Raw genomic sequence first — 24,472 nt, 5'->3', positions numbered from 1 at the left:
ATCCGGCCGTCCGGGCCGTCCGGGCCGGAGCCTGCGCCCAAGGGCCGGGGGGCCGGGGGGCCACGGGGGTTCTAGCGGTTGTCGAGGAACGACGTGATGTGGCGGCCCTCGCGGAAGACGGGGTCGGCGAGGATGTCGCGCAGCAGCGGGACGGTGGTGTGCACGCCGGGCCCGCTGATGCGGAACTCGCGCAGCGCCCTGTCCATCCGGTCCAGCGCCTCGTCCCGTTCGGGCGCCCAGCAGATGACCTTGGCGAGGAGCGAGTCGTACTGCGGGGGCACCTTCCACCCGGCCCTGCCGTGGGTGTCCACCCGGACGAACGGGCCGCCGGGCGGCACGAATTCCTCCAGGGTGCCCGGCGCGGGGGCGAAGTCCCGTTCGGGGTCCTCGGCGTTGACGCGGCACTCGACGGCCACCCCGCGCGGCACCAGGTCCTCCTGGCTCATCCGCAGCGACTCACCGGCCGCGACGCGGATCTGTTCGCGCACCAGGTCGACGCCGTAGACGGCCTCGGTGACGGGGTGTTCGACCTGGATGCGGCAGTTCATCTCCATGAAGGAGAAGCCCTCGTCGTGCACCAGGAACTCGAAGGTGCCCGCCCCGGTGTAGCCGATGGCGCGGGCACCGCGCACGGCGGCGCGGGCCATGGCCGACCGCAGTTGCGGGTGCAGCCCTGGCCCTGGGCTCTCCTCGATGAGCTTCTGGTGCCTGCGCTGCACGGAGCAGTCCCGCTCGCCCAGGTGCAGCACGGAGCCGTGTCCGTCGGCGAGTACCTGCACCTCGATGTGGCGGGCGCTGTCGCAGTACCGCTCCATGTAGACCCGGTTGTCGCCGAAGACGGCCTGCGCGGTGGCGCGGGTCTGCCGGTAGGCGGGCAGCAGGTCTGTGGAGTGGCGCACCACGGTCATGCCGCGTCCGCCGCCGCCGGCCGCGGCCTTGATGATCAGCGGGTAGCCGATCCGGGAGGCCAGATCGGCGGCCTCTGCCGCGCTGTCGACGGTGCCGGGGCTGCCGGGCAGCACGGGCAGCCCGGCGTCGGTCATCAGCGCCCTGGCCACCGCCTTGTCACCGAGCCTGGCGAGCACCTCGGGTCTGGGGCCGATGAAGGTGAGGCCGTTCTCGGCGCAGATCTCGGCGAAGTCGGGGTCCTCGGACAGGAATCCGTAGCCCGGGTGCACCGCGTCGGCGCCGGTGCGCAGCGCCGCCTCGATGACGGCGGGCGCCGACAGATAGGACTTGCGGGGCGGTCCCGGGCCGATCTGCACCGCTGCGTCCGCGTCCCGTACGTGGCTGCTGTCGCGGTCGGCGGTGGAGTGCACGGCGACGGTGCGGATGCCCATCTCCCTGCACGTGCGCATGACGCGTATCGCTATCTCGCCCCTGTTGGCCACCAGAACGGTGCCGAATCCCACGGTCACGCACCCCCGTCGGCGTCGTCGGCGCCGGTGGTGTCCGGGTCGATGAGCACCAGCGGTTCGCCGTACTCGACCGGCTCCCCGTCGCCGACCAGCACCTCGACGACCTGTCCAGCGCGGGTGGCCTCCAGCGGGTTCATCAGCTTCATCGCCTCGATGATGCCGAGCTGCTGGCCCGCCTCGACGCGGTCGCCGGGCTGGACGAACGGCGGGGCGCCGGGCGCGGGGGCCGTGTAGAAGGTGCCGACCAGCGGGGCACACTCGCGGTGCCCCTCGACCACGGCCTCGGCCTCGGCGCCCTCCGCCGCGCCGGCGCCGTGGAGGTACTGGCCGGCGGGCGCCGTGCTCCCGGGTGTGTCCTGGCCGTCCCACTCGACCTCGACGCTGGCCGCTCCCAGCGCGATGCGGACCCTGCGCGGCCTGCTGGGGCCCACCCGCATGACCTCGGCGATGCTCCGGCAGATGTCGGTGAGGGCGAGGGCGCTGTTGTCGTAGTCCAGCTCGGCGAGCGCATCGTCGGTCTGTGCGCGCGGACTTTCCTGAGTCAGCTCGTTCATGAGTTTCTCTCCGTAGTACCTGCCGTTGCCGTGTCCGTTACGCGCCTGCATGCCCCGGCTCCCTAGGTCCCGGGAGCGCCAGGGCCCCCTGGCGGAACCTCGCGGGCCGCGGGGGTCTCCGCGAGGCCGAAGGCCCGGAAGCGGCGCCTGCGTCCTGCCACCGGTCGTGTGCCGTCCGTGCCCCCCGTACCGGAGGTGGCCGCGCCGCCTCCGGTACGCAGCTCGCGCAGGGCGACAACGACCGCGCGCCGCACGGCGTCGCTCATCGTGGTGGTGTCGGTGTGGCCGCCGCCCTCCGGTTCGGGTATCACCCCGTCGACCACACCGAGGCGCAGCAACGAAGCGGCGTCCAGGGCGAGTTCGTCGGCTGCCACGGCGGCCTCGGCCGCGTTCTTCCACAGGATCGCGGCGCAGCCCTCCGGGCTGATCACCGAGTAGGTGGCGTTGGCGCAGATGAGTACCCGGTCGGCGACGCCGAGGGCCAGCGCGCCGCCGCTGCCGCCCTCCCCCGTGACGACGGCGACCACCGGCACCGGGAGCGAGCCCATCAGCCGCAGGTTCTCCGCGATGGCCCCGGACTGGCCCGTCTCCTCGGCCGAGATGCCGGGGTAGGCGCCGGGGGTGTCGATCAGGGTGACGACGGGCAGGCGCAGCTTGGCCGCCAGCCGCATGAGCCGGGCGGCCTTGCGGTATCCGGCCGGTGAGGGCATGCCGAAGTTGCGGTGGACGAGTTCGGCCGTGGTGTGTCCCTTCTGGTGCCCGACCACCATCACCGGCAGGTCGTCCAGGCGGCCGATGCCGCCGACGACGGCGGCGCACTCCTCGCCCGCGCGGTCCCCGTGCAGCTCGACGAATCCGTCCAGCCAGTAGCCGATGTGCTCCAGCGTGGTGGGGCGGTCCGCCTCGCGGGCGAGCTGGACGCAGTCCCAGGCGGGCAGTTGGTCCAGAAGCTGGCTGTCCCGTACGACCGGGTCCGCCTCCGCCTCGCCCCAGCCGGGTCCTGGGGTGTCGGCGACGGCCAGCAACCGGGCGAGCTTGGGCCGCAGTTCGCTGCGCTCCCACACGCCGTCGACCAGGCCGTGGTCGCGCAGGAACTCAGCGGTCTGGAAGCCGGCCGGCAGTTTCTGGCGGATGGTCTGCTCGATGACGCGCGGGCCGGCGAAGCCCATCCGGGCGCCGGGCTCGGCGACGACCACGTCGGAGAGCGTGGCGAAGGAGGCGGCGACGCCGCCGTAGGTCGGGTCGGTGACCAGCGTGACGGTCAGCAGCCCCGCCTCGTCCAACTCGGCCAGCGCGTTGCTGGTCTTGGCCATCTGCATCAGCGCGAGCGCGCCCTCCTGCATCCGGGCTCCGCCGGAGGCGGTGACGAGGAGCAGGGGGGTGCGCTCGCGCAGCGCGGTCTCGGCGGCCGTGGTGACGGCCTCGCCCGCCGCGACGCCGAGGCTGCCGCCGAAGAAGCGGAAGTCCATGACGGCGGCCGTCAGCTGCCGGTTCTCGATACGGCCCTTCACCGCGATGACCGCGTCCTGCTGGCCCGTCCTGTGGCGGGCCTGGGTGAGGCGCTCCGCGTACGGTCGCTGGTCCACGAAGTCCAGCGGGTTGAGCTGGGTCGCCGGTACGTCGAGGGGAACGACGCTGCCCTCGTCGAAGAGCTGGGCTATGCGCGCCGGGGCGTCCAGCCGCGCGTGGGCGCCGCACTCAGGGCACACGTGCAGCAGGCGCTGGTAGCGCTTGCCGTAGACGAGAGAGCGGCAGTTCGCGCAGGAGACCCATGAGGGCTGTTCTGTAGGCGGTGCTGTGGAGGTTGTCATTGGAGTCCCTTGGGTTCTCGGATTTCGGCACCGCCGGACACCACGTCGTGGCCGCCCGCCGTCGCGGCGGGGGAAGGTGGGCCCCTCAGTACGCGGCGTCGACCTCGTAAATGCCGAACGGCACCTTCAACCGGGTATCGCGGTACGGGCGCAACGGGGCCGTGTCGTCGCGGTGTTCGGGCCCCTCCTCCCAGGCACGGAAGGCGGCGAAGTCCGCCCAGCGGCTCACGACGACCAGTGCCGTCGGATCGGTGGGTGAGCGCAGCAGCTCGTTGCCGAGCATGCCGGGCACCCCGGCCATCCGCTTGCTGACCAGGTGGTACGCCTCGCGTACCGCGGCCAGCTCGGTGGCGTCGCGCGCCGCCTGGTGGACCAGCACCCGGACCTCACCGCGCATGGGCTGCGCCTGCCGTGCCCGCTGAGCCCGCGGAGCCCGCTGAGCCCTGTATGTGCGCGACCACGTACATGGTGTTGAAGGAGCCCTGCGAGCGGTACGGGTGCAGGCGCTCGCGGTGTGCGAGGTGCGCTTCGCTGGTCTCGAAGGCGCGGAAGCCGGGCTCGTCCACCCAGTCGCTGACGATGTAGTAGACGGCTTCCTCGTCGGTGGACTTGGACAGCCACTGGCCCAGGCACGCGGGGTGACCCGTGACGGCCTCGGTGCTGCCCCGCCAGACCTTCTCGAAGTCCGCCTCCATACCGGGGTTGACCTGCATCCGCAGCAGCACCCTGTAGGCGCCCTCGGTTCCGGTGCTCATCAGGAGATCCCTCCGTCCACGCCGATGGTGGCGCCGGTGACATAGCGGGACAGGTCGCTGGCCAGCCAGAGGACGGCGCCCGCCACCTCGTCGGGCGTGCCGAGCCTGCCGAGCGCGGTCTTGGCGCTGTATCGCTCGATCATGAGTTTCTGCTGGTCCTCGGGCATCTTGTGCAGGTTCTCCGTCTCGACGACGCCGAGCGCGACGATGTTGAACCTGATGCCCTTGCCGCCGAACTCCTTGGCCAGCGACCGGTTCAGGCCGACGAGCGCGGCCTTGGTCGCGGTGTAGTGGGAGCGCAGCGGGATGCCCGCCTCGACGGCCTTGGAGCCGATGCCGATGACCGAGGAGCCCTCGCCCAGCAGCGGCAGCGCGCCCTGGGTGACCAGGTGCACGCCGGTCAGGTTGGTGTCCACGATCCGCCGCCACTCCTCCAGGGGGAGTTCGGCGTACGGGATGTGGCTGATGGCTCCCGCGTTGTTGACGACGACATCGAGGCGGCCCCAGCGGGTGCGGGCCTCGTCGATGAGGGCGCTGACGCTGTCGGGGTCACTCACGTCGGCGCACACCACGTGGTGGTCGCCTTCGGTCTGCTTGAGCGCGGCCTCCAGCGAGGCCACGGCCTCGCTCTCGCGCTGATAGCAGGTGAGCACGTCGGCTCCGGCCTCGGCCAGGGCGAGCGCGATGCCCCGGCCCACCCCCCTGGTTCCGCCGGTGACCAGGGCCTTCTTGCCCTTGAGGCCGAGATCCATGAGATTCCTCCGGGTATGTCGGTATGTCACAGCAACAGCGCGAGTGCCGCGCAGTTGGCCAGCAGTGCCGCGACGGTCAGCGTGCTGCGCCGTTGGTTCCAGGCGCCCCAGCGCCGGCGCGGGTCGCGCGCGGCGAAGTCCTGCGGCAGGTTGTCCGGGTCGAGCGTCTGGATCCACTTGTTGACCGGCACGTTCTGGGTGAGCGAGATGACCACGGTGCAGGCCGCCAGGACGGCGCCCAGGACGAACAGGGCGCTCGCCGCGCCGTCGGGCGCGAGCACGGCGAGCCAGATGTCACCGGCCAGCGTGCCCAGCAGACACAGCGGCATGGCCGGGTCGTAGCGGGTGGCGAAGAAGGCGTGCGCGTGCACGTACCTGTCCGCCGGCAGCGCTGCCAGCAGCGGCCAGCCGCCGAGCTGGGTGCCGAAGAGCACCCCGGCGGCCAGGCCGTTGAACAGCACGACCGAGGGGGCGAGATACGCGATCACGGCTTCCCTGCCGCTGCCTTCGCCGCCGCCTCGACCTTCTCCTTGATGAGCTTCATCTGGACGGCCGTGTTGCGGTTGAGGTGTTCGGTCATGCCGTCGTCGGTGACGGGCGCCGCTTCCTTCATGTGGAAGTCCTGGACCCAGCGCATCCTCACGCCCTCGCCCTCGGGCACGTACTCCCAGTAGATGTTCATGTACTCGAAGGGCCCGGTCTCCACGCGGTAGGCGTTCACCTTGCGCGCCGCCGGGTCGGGGAGGCGCTTGGAGACCCAGCTCCAGGCGTTGCCCTCCTCGTCGGGGTGCATGGTGAGCCGGAAGGTGATCTCCTTCTCGTTCTCCTCCAGCACCTCGACGGCGGCGTACTCGCTGAAGAGCCGCGTCCAGGACGTGAGGTCGTTGGTCATGTCCCAGACCAGGTCCATCGGTGCGTCGATGACGATGCTGTTGTCGGTGTGGCCCGCCATGTCGTCTCCTCCCACTTCTCGTCGTGTCCCGTCACTTCTCGTGTCCCGTCACTTCTCTACGTGTCCCGGAAAGCGCTGTGGCCCAGTACGAGCGCCGCGTTGAAGCCGCCGTATCCGCGCGCCACGACCAGCGCGGTGCGCAGTTCCTGGTGGCGCGGTTCGCCCAGCACGAGGTCGATCCCGTATCCGGGCGCGGGAGCCGAGGGACCGGCGGTGTGCGGGATGACCTGGTCGCGCAGCGCGAGCAGTGCCGTCGCCGCGTCCAGTGCCGCTCCCCCGCCGTAGAGCCGTCCGGTCAGGGTCTTGGGCGCGGTGACGGGCACGCCGCACGGCCCGAACACCTCGGCGAGCGCGGCGGCCTCGGCCCTGTCCGCCTCGGGAACGCCGAGCGCGTCGGCGAACACCACGTCCACCTCGCCGGGTTGGAGACCGGCGTCGGCGAGCGCGGCACCGACCGTACGGGCCAGTACGGGGCCACGGTCGGAGTCCGGCGGCGGGTCGAAGCCGGCCGCGTAGCCCAGGACCTGGCCGTAGCGGTGCCCGGCGCCGCGTGCCTCGGCCGCGTCGGCGTCCTCCACCACGAGCAGCGCGCCGCCCTCGCCGGGGAGATAGCCGCTGGCCTCGCTGTCGAAGGGCAGATAGGCGCGGGCCGGGTCCTGCACGGTGGACAGCTGCCCGGTGGTGAGCTGGGCGGTCAGCCCGTAGGGGCACAGCGAGGCGTCGGTGCCGCCGGTCATCACCAGCTTGGCGCCGGTACGGATCAGCCTGCGGGACTGGCCGATGGCGTCGAGCCCGCCCGCCTGTTCGCAGCACAGCACTCCGCAGGGGCCGCGCAGCCCGTGCCGGATGGAGATCTGGCCCGTGGTGGCGGCGTAGAACCAGGCGATGGACTGGTAGGCGCCCACCCATTCGGGAGTGTGCTGGTAGAGGTTCTCCATCTCGTGCTGGCCGAACTCGGTGCCGCCCGAGGAACTGGCGGTGACCACGGCCAGCTCGTACTCGGGCAGTTCGGCCGGGTGCGCCCCGGCGTCGGCCAGCGCGGCCTCGGCCGCTGCCAGGCCCAGGTGGGTCCAGCGGTCGGTCTGCTGGATGAGCCTGCTGGGCACCCGCTCCCTGGCCGAGAACCCCGGCACCTGTCCTGCGAGCCGCACCGGGTAGGACGAGGGATCGAACAGGGTGATCCGGCCGATCGCCGAGGTGCCCTCCAGCACGGAACGCCAGTGTGCCGCGGCGTCGGTGCCGGTGGGTGCCACGATGCCCAGCCCGGTGACGACCGGGGGGCGTACGGCGGTGGTGACCCCGGTGGCTGAGCGCGGTGCGGGCGCTGTGACGGCACTCATGCGGCGTTCGCCTCCCTCTCGTGGTCCACGGCACCGTGCCGGGCCAGCACCGTGGCGCTCTGGAATCCGCCGAAGCCGCTGCCGACGCTGAGGACCACGTCCATGGCGTGCTCGCGGGCGGTCAGCGGGACGTAGTCCAGGTCGCACTCGGGGTCGGGGTTGCGCAGGTTGGCCGTGGGCGGGACGACCTGCCGGTCGAGTGCCAGGGCGCAGGCGGCGACCTCGATGGAGCCGATGGCGCCGAGCGAGTGGCCCACCATGGACTTGATGGAGCTGACCGGGACGCGGTAGGCGTGCTCACCGAGGCTGCGCTTGAAAGCGGCGGTCTCGTGGCGGTCGTTCTGCTTGGTGCCCGAGCCGTGCGCGTTGATGTAGTCGACGGCGCTCGGATCGAGCCTGGCACGGTCCAGACAGACCTTGATGGCCTCGGCCATCTCGCGCCCGTTGGCCTTGAGTCCGGTCATGTGGAAGGCGTTGCTGCGGCCCGCGTAGCCGACGATCTCGCCGTAGATACGCGCCCCGCGCGCCTCGGCTGCCGTCTTGTCCTCCAGCACCAGCACGGCCGCGCCCTCACCGAGGACGAACCCGTCGCGTTCGGCGTCGAAGGGGCGGGAGGCGTGCTCGGGGTCGCTGTTGCTGGGCGAGGTGGCCTTGATGGCGTCGAAGCAGGCCGAGGTGATCGGGGAGAGCGGCGCGTCGGTCGCCCCGGCGAGCACCACGTCGCTGGTGCCCTCCTCGATGAGCTGGACGCCGTGCCCGATGGAGTCCAGGCCCGAGGTGCAGCCGGTGGAGACGAGCGCGACCGGCCCCTCGGCGCCGACCTCCCAGGCCACCTCGACGGCGAGCGTCGAGGGCACCATGTAGCCGTACAGGTGCGGGACGCCGTAGGTGTGGTCGACCAGCCAGTGCTTGCCTGCGTCGGAGAGCAGGACGTACTCCTCCTCCAGGCCCATCGTGCAGCCCACGGCGCTGCCGATGCTGACGCCGGTGCGCGCGGGGTCGGCAGCGGCGAAGTCGTAGCCGCTGTCCTCGACGGCCTCGCGGGCGCTGACCACGGCGAACTGGGCCGCGCGGTCCATCCGCCTGATCTGCCGGGGGCCCAGCCCTGCGGCCACCGGGTCGAAGTCGGCCTCGGCCGCCATCTGGGAGCGGAAGGACGCCGGGTCGAACAGCGAGATGCGGCGGGTGGCGGTACGCCCGTCGGACAGCAGCTTCCAGAATGCCTCCCGTCCGACACCGCCAGGAGCGACCACGCCGACCCCCGTGATGACGGCCCTACGGCTCACGAGGCACCGCCGACCTGCGGGTTGGGCTGCTCGGGCCGGACGGCCTGCTCGGTGTCCACATGTCCGAGGTCGGGCCGTGGCGCCAGCGGGGACAGGTGGAAGGCGGCGTGCGCCGTCTCCGTACCGGTGTTCACCAGCCGGTGCCGGACGCCGATGGGCACCAGCAGCGAGTCGCCGGGACCGAGCGCGACGGCCTGGCCGTCCATGGTCATCTCCAACTGCCCCGTGACGAGGTGCAAGAACTCCTCCGAGTACGGGTGGTAGTGCTCGGTGACGTGCTCGCCCGGTGCCAGGGTCAGCACCCCGCCGAACCCACTGGTGCATCCGGTGGTCTTCGGGCTGAGCGTGGTCCTGATGTCGCCGCCGCGCCGGGTGTTGGCCTCGACGTCGTCGGCGTGCACCCGGACGGTGCGCGTGATCTCGGTGGTCACTGACCCCGCCTCCTGATCCCTGGTTCTCGGCTGGCTTCTCGCGGGTCCGCGGCGCTGAGCACCGTCGCAGCCGCACCTACAAACCCGCTCAAGACGCCGTTGACGGGACCTGCTCCCGGTCTGCTCCCTCAGGCCCGGCCCAGCCGCCTTCGAGCGGGCGACTAGCGGTGTGGGTGCGAATGGCGGGGCCGGTCCTCGGCCCGGCCCGCCGCCACCGGCCGCCGTTATCAGCCCGCCGCCACCGGCCCGCTGTCACCAGCCCGCTGTCACCGGCCCGCTGTCACCGGCCCGCTGTCAAAGGAGGAGCGTCCATGCCGTTCGCCGCCATCACCTACGACATCAAGCCCGGCTACGAGAAAGAGATCACCGAGATCTTCACCGGCTTCCGCCGGGTCGGCTCGCCCGTCGTCAAGGGCGATGGTGGCGAGGAGGCCGCCCGCATCCTGGCGACGGCCGTCTTCATCCGCGACGACACGATGGTCCGGGTCATCGAGTACGAGGGTGATCTGGACGCCGTGGCCCGCCACATGGCCACCCAGCCGGGGGTCGAAGAGGTCGAGAAGAAGCTCGCCCCGTACCTGAGCAGGCCCCGCGACACCAGCAGCGTCGAGGGATTCGTCGCGACCTTCCGGCGCAGCCTGCTGACCTGCATGGCGCAGATGTCGGTCCGGGATTCCTGAGCCGTCCGCCGGCTCCTCGCCGGCTCTCCGTCAGCCGTCCGTCCCAGTAGGGAGTTATCCGTGCTCACACGCAGAAGCATGCTCAGAGCCGGTGCCGCCACCGGTGTCCTGGCAGCCGTTCCGGCGAGCCTGGTCATCGGGGGCCGCCCGGGTACAGCTCGCGCCGCCGAGTCGCCGTTCGCCGTGCCGCTGAAGGTGCCCACGCCGCTGAGGCCCACCCGGTTCGCCGGCCACGACTTCTACCGGCTCACCACCCGCGAGGCGGACGTCACGGTGCTGCCTGGCACCCGGACCCGCGTCCGCTCCTTCAACGGCGTGCTGAACCCGCTGATCGTGGCCGAGCGGGGCCGGCCAGTGGTCATCGAGCAGGTCAACTCGCTGAATGTGCCCTTCGCCATGCACCTGCACGGAGGTCACGTCCCCGAGCGCTCGGACGGGCACCCCAAGAACGAGGTGAAGCCCGGCGAGCGGCGGCTGTTCCGCTACCCGAACGAGCAGCGCGCCTCCACCCTGTGGATACACGACCACTCGCACCACTCACACGCGGAGAACATCTACCGCGGCCTGGCCGCCACCTACCTCCTCACCGACGAGTTCGAGGAGAACCTGCCGCTGCCCAAGGGGCAGTACGACGTGACGCTCCAGATGCGGGACGCCAAGTTCGCCGCCAACGGCACGCTGGAGTGGGACGTGCACGACTTCGAGGGCCGCAACACCATCCTGGTCAACGGCTCCCCGCGCCCCTACTTCGAGGTGGCGGCGCGCAAGTACCGGCTGCGGCTGGTCAACACCGCCAACGAGCGGCCCTTCCTGCTCCAGCTCGGCGACGGCGAGGAGTTCACCCACATCGCCACGGACGGCGGCCTGCTGCCCGCTCCCGTGCCCACCCGGATGCTCCAGTTGTGGCCCGGCGAGCGGCACGAGATCGTCGTGGACTTCGGCCGCTACGGCGTCGGCAGGAAGCTGGTCCTCAACAACACCTTCCCGTACGACGGCGAGACCACGGAGGTCATGCGCTTCGACGTGGTACGCACAGCGGGCGACCCCAGCAGCGTGCCGGGCACCCTGCGCGCTGCACCTGACCTGGGGACCTCCACGGTGGAGCGGGAGTTCACCCTCTCCTTCAACCCGCGGACGGGCGAACACCTCATCAACAACGAGCCGTTCGACATCAACCGCGTCGACATACGGCCCCGCCTGGACACCACCGAGACGTGGAGGATCGTCAACGCCGACACCCAGTTCGGAATCCCGCACTCGCTCCATCCGCACCTGGACCACTTCCGGGTCCTGGACCGCAACGGAAAACCGCCGGCGGCCGGCGAGGCGGGGCTCAAGGACACCCTCACGGTGATGGCAGGCGAAGCCGCCCGCATTCAGCTCCGATTCACCGACTACGCGGGCCGGTTCATGTACCACTGCCATCTGCTGGGGCATCTCCAGATGGGCATGATGGGCCAGATGGAAATCAGCCGGTGAGTGCCCCGTCCGCCGAGGAATCGCGCTAGCGCGCTCGTCCTCAATCGCCGGACGGGCTCAATTGAGCCCGTCCGGCGATTGAGGACAAAAGGCGATTGAGGACAAAAGCATTGAGGACAAAAGCAGGGGCTCCCTACAGAGCCGCAACCCCCACGGCGTTGAGGGCGAGAGCAAAAAGCGCGAGCCCCGTCCGCAGCAGATGCCACCGCCGCCACAGAGGGCGCGGGTCCTCCCAGTCGGGAGGCAGCGCCTCCGGGTCGGCCACCGCCTTGACCCGCCGGTTGATCGGCACATTGGCCAGGTGGGAGACGGCGGAGACCCCCAGCAGCAACACCGCTGCGACGGCGAAGAGCACGCGGGCCCCGGCCCCTTCGGCCACGACGGCCAGCGCGAGCGCCAGCCCCGTCGAGCACAGGACGACGGCCGGCATCGTGGGGTCCCAGTTGCGCCCCAGCAGTTTGTGCGCGTACACATACGTTCCCGTCGGCATCGCGAAGAGCGCGGGCAGCACGCTCAGCGCCACGGCGAAGAGCACCCCCGCCGTGACGCCGCTGCCGAGGAGCACGGCGGTACCGAGCACCTCGTCCACGCTCATGGCCTCAGGCCCCCGCGGGGTGGGTGTCGACCGTGAGCTGGGCGATCGAGCGCATCGTCGCGTCGCGGAAGTACGCGGCGAACGCGGCGGGCGAGGAGGTGTCGCGCTCCTCGGCGAGGTAGGGCTGAAGCTTCTCCTCCAGCACATGCACCCCCTTCTGCGTGGCCATGTGCCTGCCGACGGCGGCGAAGTCGCCCTCGTAGTGGATGACGCGCACCATCACGTCGTCCTTGATGAACACGCCGGTCCCCAGCAGCCGTCCGGCCGCCTGGCCGTCGTCGCCCGGCAGTCGGGGGGTGTCGACGCGCTTGAAGCCGGCGAAGATCTCCGCGATCTCCTCCTCGTGTCCGGGCTTGACCCGGTATGTGATCGCCGCGTACGGCATCAGATTCCTCCATCGACTGTGATCGTGGCCCCGGTGACATAGCGGGACGCGTCGCCCGCGAGGTAGAGGACGGCGCCGGCGACGTCGGCCGGACTGCCGAGCCTGCCCAGCGCGGTCATACCGGCGAGGCGTTCGACGAGGTGGGGCGGCAGCCCGCCGCCCGGCTCGGTCTCGGTGACGCCCGGCGCGACGGTGTTGACGCGGATGCCGCGCGTACCGACCTCCTTGCACAGCGCACGGCCGAAGCCGACGAGTGCCGCCTTGGAGGCGGAGTAGTGGACGCCGAAGGCCCGGCCGCGCAGCGCGACCGAGGCCCCGACGTTGACGACCGAGGCTCCCTCGGAGAGCAGGTCGAGCGTCGCGCGGGTGACGAGGTAGGCCGAGGTGACGTTGCTGTCCATCAGCCGGTGCCACTCGGTCTCGTCCAGGTCGGCGAACTTGCTGTGCCCGTCCACGCCCACGTTGTTGACCAGGACGTCCAGGCCCTCCAGCCGGGCGCCGCACACCTCGGCCAGGCGCGCGGCGCCCTCTGTGGTGCTCACGTCGGCGCGCACCAGGTGGTGTTCGGCGCCGCTCGCGCTCAGCTCCTCCGCCAGGGCACGCGCGGCCTCGCCTGCGGTGCGGTGTGCCACCACGAGGCGGGCGCCCGACGCCGCGAAGGCGAGGGCCGTGGCGCGGCCGATGCCGCGGGTGCCGCCGGTGACCAGGACGCGTTTGCCCGCCAGCCCGGGGCCCGGCACGGGGGCCTGCGGTCCGGGGCCCGGCACGGGGGCCTGCCCGTTGCCGGCGCTCATGCCGCCTCGGGCAGGCTCGCGTTGATCATCTTGAGCAGCAGCCGGGGCGTCTCGGCCTCCACCACGGCGTCGTCGGACAGCTCGACGCCGTACTCGCGCTTGATCACGCCGGTCACCTGGAGCAGCGCCAGGGAGTCGTATCCCAGGTCGATGAAGGGTGCGTCGAGCGCGTCCTCGGCCATCAGGTCGACGCCTTCGGACTCCCCGGCACACTGGTACAGCTTGTCGGCCAGCTCGCGCTGGGTGAACTCGCTCACTGGATCCTTCCTCCCTCTTTCGTCCACACGTAGAACGGGTCGGCCATCGCGTCCTTGGGCTCCTGCCAGTTCGGGTCGTACGGCGACACGCACTGTGCGAGGCGGGTGTTGATGTCGTCGTAGAGCGGGTGGCTCCGGGCGCGGTAGAGATTCGGGGTGATGTCCTCGTCGGCCTCGACGAGGTGGAAGTACAGGTCGTGGAACGTGAAGAGCGTGCGGCGCGACACCCCGACCATGTGGGGCAGTTCGCTCGCGTCCGACTCCTGGAAGATCTGGGCGATGGAGTCGGCCTTGCCTGGCTCCATCCGCGCCACGATGAGCGTCCGGTGCGCCACCGTCGGCCTCCTTCGGGAAAGGGCTGGGAGAAGTCCGCACTTGGCGGGCTGCGCGCAGCGTGCCAGCGGGCTCTACAGCCCCGCTCAATAGCGCCGCGCCATAGCCCCGTACGGCAGCCCCGTGCGGCCCGGCGGGTGCTCGCTCAGCGCAGCGGGCCGGTGATCACGGAGCGGCGCAGCGCCGCCTCCTTGGAGAGCAGCAGCGGCCTGCCGATGAGCCTGCCGTCGCGGCGCACGGCACTGGCCCGCACCCCGTAACCCCCGTACGGCTGGTTGCCGTCCTTCATGTCCAGCGCCGTCGCGTCGCGGGTGAGGACGGCGGTGCCCAGCGTCTCGCCGGTCAGCCGGGGTTCGCCGAGCGCCGAGGCGTACATGCCGCGCTCCAGCTCCTCGGGCGCGCGCGCCCACTCCCGCAGCATCTCCGGGTCCTCGTAGGGGACGACGCAGAAGACCGGCGCGAGCAGCTCGGGCGGGTGGAAGGCGGCGTCCTCGTCGAAGACGAGCAACGAGGGCTCCACCAGCATCCGTTCGGGGTCGGCCCCGCCCCCGGCGACGACGCGGTCGGCGTGCTCGGCCAGGAAGGCCGCCGTTCTCTCCACCGCGTCCGCGTGCACGAGGGAGGTCAGTACGGCGTCCGGCCAGCTCCGGGCGCCGACGGTGAGCACGGACAGCTCGGCGCGCAACTGCTCGACCAGCGCGTTCAGCCGCAGCCTGTGCACGAAGAGCACATCGGGACACAGCGCGTCCTGGCCGGAGTTGTAGAGCCGGGTGCGCAGCACGGTGCGGCAGGCCGCCGCCGGTTCGGTGCGCGGGCCGACGATCAGCGGGTTGGGCCCGGACCCGGCGAGGAGGAAGAGCGGGCTCTCGCCGACCTCGGTCATCAGCCGGCGGGCGCTGTGCGCCTCGCCGGTGAAGACCACGGCGTCGGACTCGGCGCACACGGGCTGGAAGGCGGCAACGGAGGCGTCGGACAGCCGGATGCGCGCGGTCAGTGCGGGCGGGAGCTTGCGGGTGATGGCCCTGTGCAGCGCGTAGGCGGTGTCGCGGATGCGGGCCGAGGGGCGGATGACGACCTCGTCGCAGTACAGCGCGGGCACCAGCCCGTGGAGCACATAGGAGTACAGGACGCTGTCCGGCGGCAGGAAGACCGACAATCGGCCGAGCTGCGGCGGGCAGTTGCGGGCCAGTTCCCAGGGCGCGCCCGACAACGCGCCGACGGAGCGCAGGAGTTCGTCGCGTGCACTGCCGTAGGTGGCGACCCGGGTCAGTACCGCCAGCAGCTCGTCGCGGCACTGGAGCAGCACGGAAGCGGCCTGCATGGACTGTTCATGTGCCGCTTCGAGATCGGGCCAGGCGCGGGTGAAGGACTCCAGCACGGGCATGGACGGCTGGCTCATCGGGAGACTCCTCGCACGCGGGCGGCCTCAACTCGTCCTTGAGCCCGCCGGGTTAGGTTTGTCCGCCCCTCCGCAGACAAACCCGGCGCCGACCGGGAGTGATTCCCAGATTAATCAGCCCGGCGACACATTGTCCAGCGCTCGCAGCGGAAGCGAAAGGAAAAGGGAACAAGCGCAGACGGAATGCAGACGGAACGCTGACGGAATACGGAAAGAATTCCAGCGACGTTCTTTCCTGCCTTTTCCGTGCGCCGCACTGTCTCCCTTCGCACCGTCTCCCTTCGCACTGCCCCTTCCCGCTCCGCGCCAGGACGGCGGAGCCGAGAAGCAGGAGACAGGACGATGACGCTCGCCGATACGCCCGGCCGCGCCGGGCCAGTTGCCCAACCGCCCGTGCCGGCGCAGACGCCCGAGCCCCTGGCGGCCGAGGATCCTCCGCTGGTGCGCCACTGGGAGACCGTACGGGCCGCCGTGCGCGCGATGCACGAGCGCGGCGCGGCGCTGTCGGGCGCCGGTACCTGCGAACTCCCCGCGATGGACGGCCCGTTGCGGGAGTTCCTGGCGGCCTCAGCCGCCTCGGTCGTACGGCTGCCCGACTACAGGTCGGCCCAACTGCACCTGCTGGACCTGCGCCGTCATCCCGCCTCGCGTACCGCCGACACCCATGGCGCGCTGCTGACGGTCGCCCGCGCCGTCCAGCACATCCGCAGCACCGGTGAGCCCGTCACCCTGCTCGCCCCCTCGTCGGGCAACGGGGCCACCGCGCTGCGGGACGCGGTGCTGCGCGCCCAGTTGTGCGGGCTGGCCGGGCCGGAGCAGCTGCACGCGGTCTGCCTGGTGCCGGCGCGCTCCCGCGACAAGGTCGCCGACTCCACGCTCGGCGAGCACCCTGAGCTGCGCCGCCGCAATCCGCTGGTCCTGTGGCACGGCTCGGAGCCGGCCGGCGTCCAGGAGCTGGCCTGGTCCTACCACCAGACGCACGCCGACCGGCTGCGCGCGCTGACCGGCTGCGCGCTGTGGTGGGGCACCCACCCCTCCGACCAGCGGGTCGCCGGTGCGGTACGCGCCCTGCTGGAGCGCGAGTCGCTGCCGCCCGCACCCGACGGGGGCCGCGTCCACGCGCAGGCCGTCGCCACCGGCACCGGATTGCTGGGGCACCAACTGGGCACCACGCTGGCGGAGTCGGGGGGAGGGCCGGCGCCGCGCTACTTCCTGGTGCAGCAGCTGCGCACCCCCGGCCTCGTGCTGCACGCGCTGAGCGGCTCCTTCTCCCGCGACCGCGTGCCCTCCTACACCTGGGACCGGGCCCGCCGTCTGCACCGGCAGCGGGACGACGCGCGCTTCCCGTACACGGCCTACACGCCGGACGAGGAGGTCGATCCCTCGTTCTACGTGCGCTTCCCGCACACGGCCGGGGAGATGACCGCGGCCGTGCGCGCGGGCGGTGGTGACGGCATCGTCGTCTCGCGCTACGAGTGCCTGGCCCGCTACCCGTCGGTGCGCGCGATGCTGCGCCCGGCCGGCATCGAACTGCCCGACGACCCCGACGCGCTGCGGGAGTGGGCGCTGGTGATGACGCTGACCGGCGTCATGAACGCGGTGGACCGCAGGCTGCTGGAGTCGCCGGCGCCCGAGGTGCTGGTGCACGGCACCGGCTGCTACGGCGAGGAGGAGCGCACCCCGCTGCCCGGCGCACACGCGCGGTACGCGGACTCGGTGGACGAGCTGCACACCGTCGTCGCCGACGCGGTCGCCCCGTACGGACCGCCGCGATGAGCGCGCCGGCCCGCGGGGCCCACCCGTTCTTCCACGACCCCCGGCACCCCGAACCCTCCCTGGCGCGCACCCACTCACCCGCCGCGCTCGCCGAGCAACTGCGCGGCGCGCTGGCGGGAACGGGCGCTGACCTGACGGGCCCGCTGGCAGCGCAGCCGCTCGTGCTGCCCCGGCGCTCCTACGACGAGCTGTTCGGCGTCGGCAGGGTGCTGCTGGGACTGGTACGCAGGGCGGTGCTCTCGCTGGGCCCGACCTGGCCCGAACGCCTGGTGGCGCTGGATGCCGACCCGGCCGACCATCCGCTGCTGTCGGGGCTGGACAACACCGAGACCGACTACTGCGCGATGATGGCGCGCGCCGACATCGTCGTCGGCGAAGCCGGGCCCCAGCTCCTGGGCTTCGACGCGGGCGACACCTTCGGCGGCCCACACGAGACCCACGCCTTCACCCGCGTATGGCGGCGCACCCACACCGAGGACGGGCGCCCGCCGTTCACCGGGCACGATCCGCTGGCGGCCCGCGTCGGCGCGTTCGAGGACGTGTGCACCCGCAGAGGGCTGCCGCGCGCCCTGGCGGTCATCGCGGGTCCGCACTGCCCGGGTCCGCGAGCGGGCTCCGGCCTTCACGAGCGGGACCTGGAGCACTTCAGGGCCCGCGGTTTCGAGGCCGCCCGCTTCGGGCCGGGGGAGCTGCCCGCCGCGCTGGGCCACCCCGGAAAGCTGCGCTATCCGCTGGGCCTGCGCGACTTCGCGCCCGGCGACTGGAGCGGCTCGGGGGTGAGCGTGGAGCCCGTTCGGGACGCGCAGCGCGCTGGGCTGCTGCTCCTGCCGCCGCAGAGCAGCGCACTCCTGGACAACAAGAGGGCGCTGGCGCTGGTGTCCGAGGGCCTGCCCTGGATGACCCGGGGCGAACGCGGGCTGGTGGACCGCTGGCTGCCGTGGACCCGGATCACCGTGGCGGGCCGTACCGCGTGGCACGGCACCGAACAGGAGCTGCCGGGGCTGCTGTTGGGCGACCGGGAGCGGTTCGTGCTCAAGAGCGCGGTACGCGCCGGGGGCCGCCAGGTCCTGGTGGGCCGCGAGTGCGGCGCGCGCGCCTGGGCCGCGGCCGTGGAGCGCGCGTTCCTGGAGGGCGACAGCGTGGTGCAGGAGTACGTCGAGCCCGCGGGTGCCCCCGTGGAGCTGACCGACGGGGAGACCACGTGGATGTCCCGTCTCACGCCGGTCCTCAGCCCGATGCTGTTCGGTGGCCGGCCCGGCGGCTGCTGGGCCCGCAGCCGGCTGGCGGCCGGCGGTACGGTGCAGAACGCCGTGCTGACCCGGGTGCGGGACGGCGGCCGGTAGGCCCCTGAAAGGCCGCGCGGCGGTGTGGCTGACCGCCGTCGCGCGGCGGCGGCTCAGTGGCTGCCGCGGAGCGCCCGCAGCGGCCCTCCGCTGCCGCTGAAGCTGGTCTCCGGGGCGATACGGGTCAGCTCCTGCTCGACGGAGGAGTCCAGCACGGCGCACTGGAGGCGCTGGAGGTCGGGCGAGGGGTCCAGGCCGAGTTCACGTGAGAGCACGCCGCGCAGCCGCTGGTAGACCTCCAGCGCGTTGCCGCGCCGCCCGGAGCGGTAGAGGGCGAGCATCAACTGTGCCTGTATGCCCTCGTGCATGGGGTGCTGGGCCGCCAGTCCCGACAGCTCGCCGACCAGCTCGTGGTGCCTGCCCAAAGTCAGATCGACCTCGATGCGCTGGTTGAGGATGCCCAGCCGGGACTCCTCCAGCCTGGTCGCCTCGATCTCCAGGAGCGGCCCGCACTGCACGTCCACGAGCGCGGGTCCGCGCCACAGCTCCAGTGCCTTGCGGAAAGCGGAGGAGGCGCCCACGAAGTCGCCCGCCTCCAGGGCCCGGTGTCCTGCGCCCGAGAGCCGGTCGAACTCGGACACGTCGACCATGCCGCCCTGGGTGTCCAGCAGATAGCCGCCGGACTCGGTCACCAGGACGCTCTTGGCGCCGTTCGGCAGATCCGCCGGCGGCCGGTCGCCCAGCGAAGCGGCGATCAGGTTGCGGAGCTGCAGCACATAGGTCTGGAGGGTGGTCTGCACGCTGCGCGGTGGGGACTCGCCCCACAGCTCCTCCACCAGCGAGGCCACGGAGACCACCTGGTCCGGATACAGCGCGAGCAGCGCCAGCACCTTTCTCGGTTTGACCGCGGTCGGGACGACGGAGACCCCCGATTGGACGACCCTGCACGGCCCCAGCACGCTGATGTCCATCTCCTGCTCCCTTCGGTTCACTTCGCACTCATGCGGACAGGTGGCTCAGGTACGTCCCGCTCGCCGCCCGCTTCTGGTCGGCACCGCGCTTCTCGCCGTCGTACGTGTCGTTGTTGTACGCCTCGTTGTTGTACGCGTCGTTGCTGTACGCCTCACCGTCGTACGCGTCGTTGTTGTACGCGTCGTTGCTGTACGCCGCGTTGTTGTTGTACGTCTCGTCGTCGTATGTCTCGCCGTCGTACGTCGCGCCGTCGCGTGCCTCGTCGTTGTGCTTCTCGGCGCTGTGCTTCCCGGCGTTCACCAGGCTCTTCTGGGTCTTCACCAGGCTCTTCCGGCCGTCCGCCGGGCTCTTCCCGCCGGCCGGGCGGGGGTGCGGTCGGGTGCGGTGGCGCAGTTCGGCTGCCAGCAGTTCGGGCAGTACGGCCTCCCGGACGAAGAAGTGACCGCCGGGGACGGTGTGCAGTGCGAAGGGTCCGCTGGTGTAGCGGCGCCACTCCGCGACGGCCGATGCGGTGGCGGCCTCGTCCTCGGCCCCCGCGAAGGCGTGCACTGGGCAGGTCAGCCGCTCCCGCGCGCCCTCGCGCAGACTCGCGGCGAGGTGGAGGTCGTCCCGCGTCGTCGACAGCAGCGTGCTCAGCCAGCGCGGGCGCTCGAACAGGTAGGAGGGCAGCGTGCCGTACCGGTTCAGCGCGGCGAGCAGGCCCTCGTCCGACAGGTCCCGGTGCTCGGTCAGCGGCGTCGGCAGATGCGGCGGCGGACAGGCCCCGAGCCCGACCAGCGCGGGCGTCCGCTGCCCGGTGCGCTGCCGGTGCTGCGCGAAGCGGTAGGCGACCAGCGCGCCGAGGCTGTGTCCGTAGAAGGCGTAAGGCTCCTCCAGGAGCGGACCCAGATGGGTGTCCAGCTCGTCCAGCAGGTGCGAGCCCTCGGTGATACGGGGCTCGCGCAATCGGGTCTCCCGTCCTGGCAGCCGCACCGGAAGGACCTGCACCTCTGAGGTGAACTCGCGCTTCCAGCGGGCGAAAGTGAGCGCTCCCGCACCGGCGTGGTGGAAGCAGAAGAGCCGCAGCGTGGCGCTGGAGCGTTCGTCCGCTCCGGGGATCGCCTCCCCCAGCCTTCGGCCGGGAGGCGCCACCAGATACGCGTTCATGCCTCCCCCTTCCTGCTGTCCCGGACATCCGGTCGGCGTTGTCGAGGGCCCGATCCTCACGACCGTTACTGGACGACGGCTTGAAAGGAGGTGGACCGGACACGGGACGCGTCCATGAATCCACCGCCCGCCGTGCGCCCGTGGCCGCTGTCGCGGTCACCGTTGCTGCCGCAGTCGCGGTCGCGGTCGCCGTGGCCGCGGTCGCTGCCGCTGCCGTCGTCGCCGTGGCCGCTGCCGTCGCCGCCGTGGCTACCGCCGCCGCCGGGTCAACCGGCGATACCGGCCGCCGTCTCGCCGGCGCCTGCCGGGTCGCTCCAGGCACTGAGGGCGTCCTCGCCCCGGAGGATGGACTGGTGGAGGCGGTCGAGGCGGGGGGAGGGCTCCAGGCCCAACTCCTCGACCAGGATGCCGCGCAGCCGCTTGAAGGCGATGAGGGCGTCCGAGGACCGGCCGTCCTGGTAGAAGGCGATCATCAGCAGCGCGTGCAGGTTCTCATAGAGCGGATACCGTCCGCGCAGCGCGCACAGCTCCCCGAGCACCTCGCGGTGCCGGCCCAGCCGCAGGTCGGCGGCGATGCGCCGCTCCATGGCGCCGAGCCGGCTCTCCTCCAGCCTGGTGACCTCGATGGCCAGGTGCTTTCCGTGCGGCAGGTCGGCGAGCGCTGGGCCACGCCACAGCGCGAGCGCGTCCGTCAGCAGGCGGGACGCCTTGGCCATGTCGCCCGTTTCGAAGGCGGAGTGTCCGGCGCGCGTCAGCCGCTCGAAGTCCAGCGCGTCCACATCGGATTCGGCGGCCTCCAGCTGATAGCCGGCGTGCCGGGTGGCGAGGATGTCCTTGTCGCTGAGCCTTCGCGGGTCGTCTCCGGCGGACTCGCCCAGCGCGGTGCGCAGCCTGCGGCGCAGCTGGAGGATGTACGTCTGGAGCGTGGTGGGGGCGCTGCGTGGGGGATTCGCCCCCCAGACCTCTTCCATGAGGTCGGGAACCGGCACGATGTGCCGGCTGTTCAGAGCGAGCAGGGCCAGGATCTGCCGCGGTTTGGCCGCGCTCGGCACGACCGAGACTCCTGCCGTCTCGGCGTGCAGAGTTCCCAGCACCCTGATGTGCATGTGGTGCCTCCCGTTGGCTGTCCGGTCGCCTCCGGTCGTATCCCCGTGACCCGAGCGACGGGTCCCCCGTGAGGAGACCCCTCAGGAGAATCCCATCCGGCATCCGGGGACAACAGTGAGTAACTCACGATCATGGAGCGGATATCACGGCCGGCCCGACCGTGAATTCTTCATATGCAGGTTCGTGAAGCCTCCACTGGCCCTTCACTTGGCGTCCCGCTCACACTGCTGATTGCGCCAGCGACCCTCACGATCGGGCCACTCCCCACACCGGCTGTTACGCAGAGTTCTCACACGACGGGAGAAGTCACGATGTCAGGTCACGCGCTCTCCAAGGTCACCGTCACCCTTCCGCAGCCCGCGGCAGGCTCCGTCGACCAGGACTGGCGCTTCGCCGAACTCACCGCCCAGTGCTACCTGGACCCCACACTGGCCGTACGCTACGCCGTCGAACCGCACGACGTGCTCGCCGAGTTCGGGATGCGCACCGACGCACAGACCCCGATCCCAGCGCTGCCTGCCGACACCGGCGGCGAGCTGACGATCACCAGCCTCGACCCGCACGACCCGGTGCTGGTCACGCCCCGCCTGACCGGCTCGTCGGTCTGCCGGACCTCCGACGACCCGCGCGACCTCGCCCCCGTCCAGCGCGACACCCGCCACGGGTGAAGCTGTGGACACCGCGCCCTCGCGGGTGGCCTTCCGGCGCCATCTGACCCCTGTCGTGGTGCCAGGGGACGCGACCTACCTCGTCTCCGAGCAGGGCGTCACCGCCATCGGCAGTGAAGCCGTCGCGGCCCTGGCCCCGTTGCTGGACGGCAGCCGGGACCTCCCGGCGCTGGTCAGGGACGCCGCGGGGAAGCTGACACCCGCAGCGCTGGGCAACTTGCTGGCGAAGCTGACCCAGGCGGGTCTCATCGACCGGTTCGCACCCTCGCCGCAGGGCGCCTCCCAGGACGCCGAGGCCGCGTTCTGGGAGTGCGCAGGACTGCACGGGGACCGGGCCCGCGAGGAGGTGGCCTCGGCCCGTGTCCTGCTCAAGGACCTGACGGCCGGGTCGGGCGTGCGGGGAGCCCAGGCGCTCGCCGCCGCAGGACTGACCGTCGACGGGAGCGGCGGCCACACCCTCACCGTCGTCCTGTGCGACGACTACCTCTCCCCCGGTCTGGCCGGCATCGACCGGGAGCAGCGCGCGGCGGGCACGCCGTGGCTGCTGGCCAAACCCACGGGCGTCACCGCCTGGATCGGGCCCGTCTTCCAGCCGGGCGCGGGGGCCTGCTGGCAGTGCCTGGCCCACCGGCTGCGCCACCACCGCCAATCGGAGCTGTACCTGGGCGAGGCCCTCGGTATGGCGGCCCCGCCCACACCGCCGCGCGCCGCCACCGGTGCCAGTCATGCGACGGCGCTGCACAACGTGGCGCTCCAGGCGTCCAAGTGGCTGGCCGGATTCCGGCACGAGAGCCAGCAGGCCGTGTGCACGCTGGACAGCCTGTGCCTGGCCATCGGACAGCACCGCGTGGAGCGCCGTCCGCAGTGCGCGGAGTGCGGTGATCCGCTGCTGGTCACCGAGCAGGTGCGGCGCCCCGTACGCCTCGTCTCCCGGCCCAAGCTGGACCAGGGCGGGGGCAGTGGCGGGCACCGGGCGCTGCCGGCCCAGCAGATCCTGGAGCGGTACGAGTATCTGGTGGGTGAGGTCACCGGGGTGGTGCACACGCTGCGGCGCGATCCGCGCTGCCCCGAGTTCCTCAACTCCTATCTGTCCGGCTCGAATCCGGCGGTCGTCGGCCGTGGCCTGCGCGGAATCCAGCACGCGCTGCGCTCGCAGAGCGGTGGCAAGGGTGTCAGCGAGCTGGACGCGAAGGTGGGGGCGCTGTGCGAGGCGCTGGAGCGGTATTCGGCCACCTTCCACGGGGACGAACCCCGCACGGCGGCGCGCCTGAGCGACCTGGGCGCTCAGGCGCTGCGTCCGAACCTGTGCCAGCTCTACCACGAGCGGCAGTTCGCCGACCGGCTGCGCTGGAACGGGGTCCATCCGGCTTTCCAGTACGTGTGCGATCCGCTGGACGAGAACGCCGTCATCGACTGGACCCCGGTGTGGTCGGTGACCCATGGCACGCACCGCATGCTGCCGACCGGAATGCTGTACTACTCGGCGCCCGGTCCTCAGGACGCGTGTTACGTGCGGGCCGACTCCAACGGGAACGCGGCGGGCGCCAGTTTGGAGGACGCCGTGCTCCAGGGGTTCTTCGAACTGGTGGAGAGGGACGCGGTGGCCCTGTGGTGGTACAACCGCTCGCGGGTGCCTGGACTGGATCTGGACTCCTTCGCCGACCCGTGGCTGAGCACGACGCGGGAGCAGCACGGGCGTCTGGGGCGTGAGTTGTGGGCGCTCGATCTCACGTCCGACCTGGGGGTCCCCGCCTTCGCCGCGCTCTCCCGGATCGCCGAAGGGCCGCGCGAGGACATCGCGTTCGGCTTCGGCTGCCACTTCGACCCGGGGGTCGCGGTACGCCGTGCCGTGACGGAGCTGAACCAGCTCCTGCCCGCCATGATGGACGCGCGGACCACGGCCGAGGACCCCGAACTGCTGGACTGGTGCACCCGCAGGACGGTCACCAACCAGCCCTACCTGCTGCCGGATCCAGAGGCCGGGGAACGCGTGCGCGGGGACTTCCCGTACCACCGGAGCGAGGATCTGCTCGATGACGTGCTCGCTGCCGAGGCGCTGGTACGGGCGCGCGGGATGGAGCTGCTGGTGCTGGACCAGACCCGGCCGGACCTGGGGATTCCCGTTGTCAAGGTGCTCGTTCCCGGACTCCGGCACTTCTGGGCACGCTTCGCGGATGGCAGGCTGTACGACGTACCGGTACAACTCGGCCGTCAACAGGCGCCGACCCCGTACGACGGCCTCAATCCGATCCCGGTCTTTGTCTAGTAATGGCGCTCACGGCCGGCGACAGCGCGCCTA

Annotated in this window: 26 protein-coding genes; 6 read left to right on the top strand and 20 right to left on the bottom strand. The window is 71.7% G+C overall.

The window, feature by feature from the left end; genetic code table 11:
- Window positions 1-71 precede the first annotated feature (71 nt).
- The 11 genes from accC to NMN56_RS18725 form a co-directional block, all read right to left on the bottom strand.
- Window positions 72-1,412 (bottom strand): acetyl-CoA carboxylase biotin carboxylase subunit, encoded by a 1,341-nt coding sequence (gene accC, locus NMN56_RS18775; protein ID WP_274041591.1) that lies wholly within the window; start codon window positions 1,410-1,412, stop codon window positions 72-74.
- A 2-nt stretch (window positions 1,413-1,414) separates the two neighbouring features.
- Window positions 1,415-1,972: an acetyl-CoA carboxylase biotin carboxyl carrier protein gene (locus tag NMN56_RS18770; RefSeq protein ID WP_274041592.1), complete on the bottom strand. Its 558-nt coding sequence runs from the start codon at window positions 1,970-1,972 to the stop codon at window positions 1,415-1,417.
- A 62-nt stretch (window positions 1,973-2,034) separates the two neighbouring features.
- Window positions 2,035-3,783 (bottom strand): acetyl-CoA carboxylase carboxyl transferase subunit alpha, encoded by a 1,749-nt coding sequence (gene accA, locus NMN56_RS18765; RefSeq protein WP_274041593.1) that lies wholly within the window; start codon window positions 3,781-3,783, stop codon window positions 2,035-2,037.
- An 85-nt stretch (window positions 3,784-3,868) separates the two neighbouring features.
- Window positions 3,869-4,180 (bottom strand): antibiotic biosynthesis monooxygenase family protein, encoded by a 312-nt coding sequence (locus NMN56_RS18760; protein ID WP_274041594.1) that lies wholly within the window; start codon window positions 4,178-4,180, stop codon window positions 3,869-3,871.
- A complete protein-coding gene (locus NMN56_RS18755; protein WP_274041595.1) occupies window positions 4,170-4,538 on the bottom strand; it encodes an antibiotic biosynthesis monooxygenase family protein in 369 nt (122 codons plus the stop codon). The genes NMN56_RS18760 and NMN56_RS18755 overlap by 11 nt, the downstream gene beginning before the upstream one ends.
- A complete protein-coding gene (locus NMN56_RS18750; protein WP_274041596.1) occupies window positions 4,538-5,290 on the bottom strand; it encodes an SDR family NAD(P)-dependent oxidoreductase in 753 nt (250 codons plus the stop codon). The genes NMN56_RS18755 and NMN56_RS18750 overlap by 1 nt, the downstream gene beginning before the upstream one ends.
- A gap of 26 nt (window positions 5,291-5,316) precedes the next feature.
- Window positions 5,317-5,778 carry a DUF1772 domain-containing protein gene (locus NMN56_RS18745; protein ID WP_274041597.1) on the bottom strand — a complete coding sequence of 154 codons (462 nt, stop codon included), beginning with the start codon at window positions 5,776-5,778 and terminating at the stop codon, window positions 5,317-5,319.
- Window positions 5,775-6,242, bottom strand: coding sequence for an SRPBCC family protein (locus NMN56_RS18740; protein ID WP_274041598.1), 468 nt, complete (start codon window positions 6,240-6,242; stop codon window positions 5,775-5,777). Before NMN56_RS18740 ends, NMN56_RS18745 begins: the two co-directional genes overlap by 4 nt.
- A 56-nt stretch (window positions 6,243-6,298) precedes the next feature.
- Window positions 6,299-7,582, bottom strand: coding sequence for a ketosynthase chain-length factor (locus tag NMN56_RS18735; RefSeq protein WP_274041599.1), 1,284 nt, complete (start codon window positions 7,580-7,582; stop codon window positions 6,299-6,301).
- Entirely contained in the window at window positions 7,579-8,868 is a 1,290-nt protein-coding gene (locus NMN56_RS18730; protein ID WP_274041600.1) for a beta-ketoacyl-[acyl-carrier-protein] synthase family protein, read from the bottom strand. Before NMN56_RS18730 ends, NMN56_RS18735 begins: the two co-directional genes overlap by 4 nt.
- A complete protein-coding gene (locus tag NMN56_RS18725) occupies window positions 8,865-9,299 on the bottom strand; it encodes a cupin domain-containing protein (RefSeq protein ID WP_274041601.1) in 435 nt (144 codons plus the stop codon). The genes NMN56_RS18730 and NMN56_RS18725 overlap by 4 nt, the downstream gene beginning before the upstream one ends.
- Before the next feature lie 311 nt (window positions 9,300-9,610).
- Here NMN56_RS18725 and NMN56_RS18720 point away from each other — a divergent pair, with 311 nt between their 5' ends.
- Both NMN56_RS18720 and NMN56_RS18715 read left to right on the top strand, forming a co-directional pair.
- On the top strand, window positions 9,611-9,979 hold the full coding sequence (locus NMN56_RS18720; protein ID WP_274041602.1) for a SchA/CurD-like domain-containing protein: 369 nt from the start codon (window positions 9,611-9,613) through the stop codon (window positions 9,977-9,979).
- Between the two features lie 60 nt (window positions 9,980-10,039).
- Window positions 10,040-11,458: a multicopper oxidase family protein gene (locus NMN56_RS18715; RefSeq protein ID WP_274041603.1), complete on the top strand. Its 1,419-nt coding sequence runs from the start codon at window positions 10,040-10,042 to the stop codon at window positions 11,456-11,458.
- A gap of 133 nt (window positions 11,459-11,591) precedes the next feature.
- Here NMN56_RS18715 and NMN56_RS18710 read toward each other — a convergent pair whose 3' ends face one another.
- The 6 genes from NMN56_RS18710 to NMN56_RS18685 all read right to left on the bottom strand — a co-directional run bounded on the left by NMN56_RS18710 (window position 11,592) and on the right by NMN56_RS18685 (window position 15,221).
- Window positions 11,592-12,053 carry an anthrone oxygenase family protein gene (locus tag NMN56_RS18710; protein ID WP_274041605.1) on the bottom strand — a complete coding sequence of 154 codons (462 nt, stop codon included), beginning with the start codon at window positions 12,051-12,053 and terminating at the stop codon, window positions 11,592-11,594.
- 4 nt (window positions 12,054-12,057) lie between these two features.
- Window positions 12,058-12,438, bottom strand: a complete 381-nt coding sequence (locus NMN56_RS18705) for a SchA/CurD-like domain-containing protein (protein ID WP_274041608.1) — start codon at window positions 12,436-12,438, stop codon at window positions 12,058-12,060.
- Window positions 12,438-13,232 carry an SDR family NAD(P)-dependent oxidoreductase gene (locus NMN56_RS18700; protein ID WP_274041610.1) on the bottom strand — a complete coding sequence of 265 codons (795 nt, stop codon included), beginning with the start codon at window positions 13,230-13,232 and terminating at the stop codon, window positions 12,438-12,440. Before NMN56_RS18700 ends, NMN56_RS18705 begins: the two co-directional genes overlap by 1 nt.
- Window positions 13,229-13,489, bottom strand: coding sequence for an acyl carrier protein (locus NMN56_RS18695; protein ID WP_274041612.1), 261 nt, complete (start codon window positions 13,487-13,489; stop codon window positions 13,229-13,231). Before NMN56_RS18695 ends, NMN56_RS18700 begins: the two co-directional genes overlap by 4 nt.
- Window positions 13,486-13,824, bottom strand: coding sequence for a TcmI family type II polyketide cyclase (locus tag NMN56_RS18690; RefSeq protein WP_274041614.1), 339 nt, complete (start codon window positions 13,822-13,824; stop codon window positions 13,486-13,488). Before NMN56_RS18690 ends, NMN56_RS18695 begins: the two co-directional genes overlap by 4 nt.
- A 143-nt stretch (window positions 13,825-13,967) precedes the next feature.
- Window positions 13,968-15,221: an aldehyde dehydrogenase family protein gene (locus tag NMN56_RS18685; RefSeq protein WP_274041615.1), complete on the bottom strand. Its 1,254-nt coding sequence runs from the start codon at window positions 15,219-15,221 to the stop codon at window positions 13,968-13,970.
- A gap of 342 nt (window positions 15,222-15,563) precedes the next feature.
- Here NMN56_RS18685 and NMN56_RS18680 point away from each other — a divergent pair, with 342 nt between their 5' ends.
- Entirely contained in the window at window positions 15,564-16,997 is a 1,434-nt protein-coding gene (locus NMN56_RS18680) for a DUF6002 family protein (RefSeq protein ID WP_274041617.1), read from the top strand.
- Window positions 16,994-18,340, top strand: coding sequence for a hypothetical protein (locus tag NMN56_RS18675; protein WP_274041619.1), 1,347 nt, complete (start codon window positions 16,994-16,996; stop codon window positions 18,338-18,340). Before NMN56_RS18680 ends, NMN56_RS18675 begins: the two co-directional genes overlap by 4 nt.
- A gap of 53 nt (window positions 18,341-18,393) precedes the next feature.
- Here the strand turns inward: NMN56_RS18675 and NMN56_RS18670 are convergent, their stop codons facing one another.
- From NMN56_RS18670 to NMN56_RS18660, 3 genes are all read right to left on the bottom strand, one after another.
- A complete protein-coding gene (locus NMN56_RS18670; RefSeq protein WP_274041620.1) occupies window positions 18,394-19,251 on the bottom strand; it encodes an AfsR/SARP family transcriptional regulator in 858 nt (285 codons plus the stop codon).
- A gap of 28 nt (window positions 19,252-19,279) precedes the next feature.
- On the bottom strand, window positions 19,280-20,398 hold the full coding sequence (locus NMN56_RS18665; RefSeq protein ID WP_274041622.1) for a thioesterase II family protein: 1,119 nt from the start codon (window positions 20,396-20,398) through the stop codon (window positions 19,280-19,282).
- Window positions 20,399-20,664: 266 nt separating this feature from the next.
- Window positions 20,665-21,504: an AfsR/SARP family transcriptional regulator gene (locus tag NMN56_RS18660; protein ID WP_274041632.1), complete on the bottom strand. Its 840-nt coding sequence runs from the start codon at window positions 21,502-21,504 to the stop codon at window positions 20,665-20,667.
- Between the two features lie 312 nt (window positions 21,505-21,816).
- Here NMN56_RS18660 and NMN56_RS18655 point away from each other — a divergent pair, with 312 nt between their 5' ends.
- Both NMN56_RS18655 and NMN56_RS18650 read left to right on the top strand, forming a co-directional pair.
- Window positions 21,817-22,173, top strand: a complete 357-nt coding sequence (locus tag NMN56_RS18655) for a hypothetical protein (RefSeq protein WP_274041634.1) — start codon at window positions 21,817-21,819, stop codon at window positions 22,171-22,173.
- 4 nt (window positions 22,174-22,177) lie between these two features.
- Window positions 22,178-24,439 carry a TOMM precursor leader peptide-binding protein gene (locus NMN56_RS18650; RefSeq protein ID WP_274041636.1) on the top strand — a complete coding sequence of 754 codons (2,262 nt, stop codon included), beginning with the start codon at window positions 22,178-22,180 and terminating at the stop codon, window positions 24,437-24,439.
- Window positions 24,440-24,472 lie beyond the last annotated feature (33 nt).

The sequence above is a fragment of the Streptomyces iconiensis genome (genome assembly GCF_028657195.3).
GTDB classification, from domain to species: Bacteria; Actinomycetota; Actinomycetes; order Streptomycetales; family Streptomycetaceae; genus Streptomyces; species Streptomyces iconiensis.
This window is presented reverse-complemented; position numbering and strand designations above follow the sequence as displayed.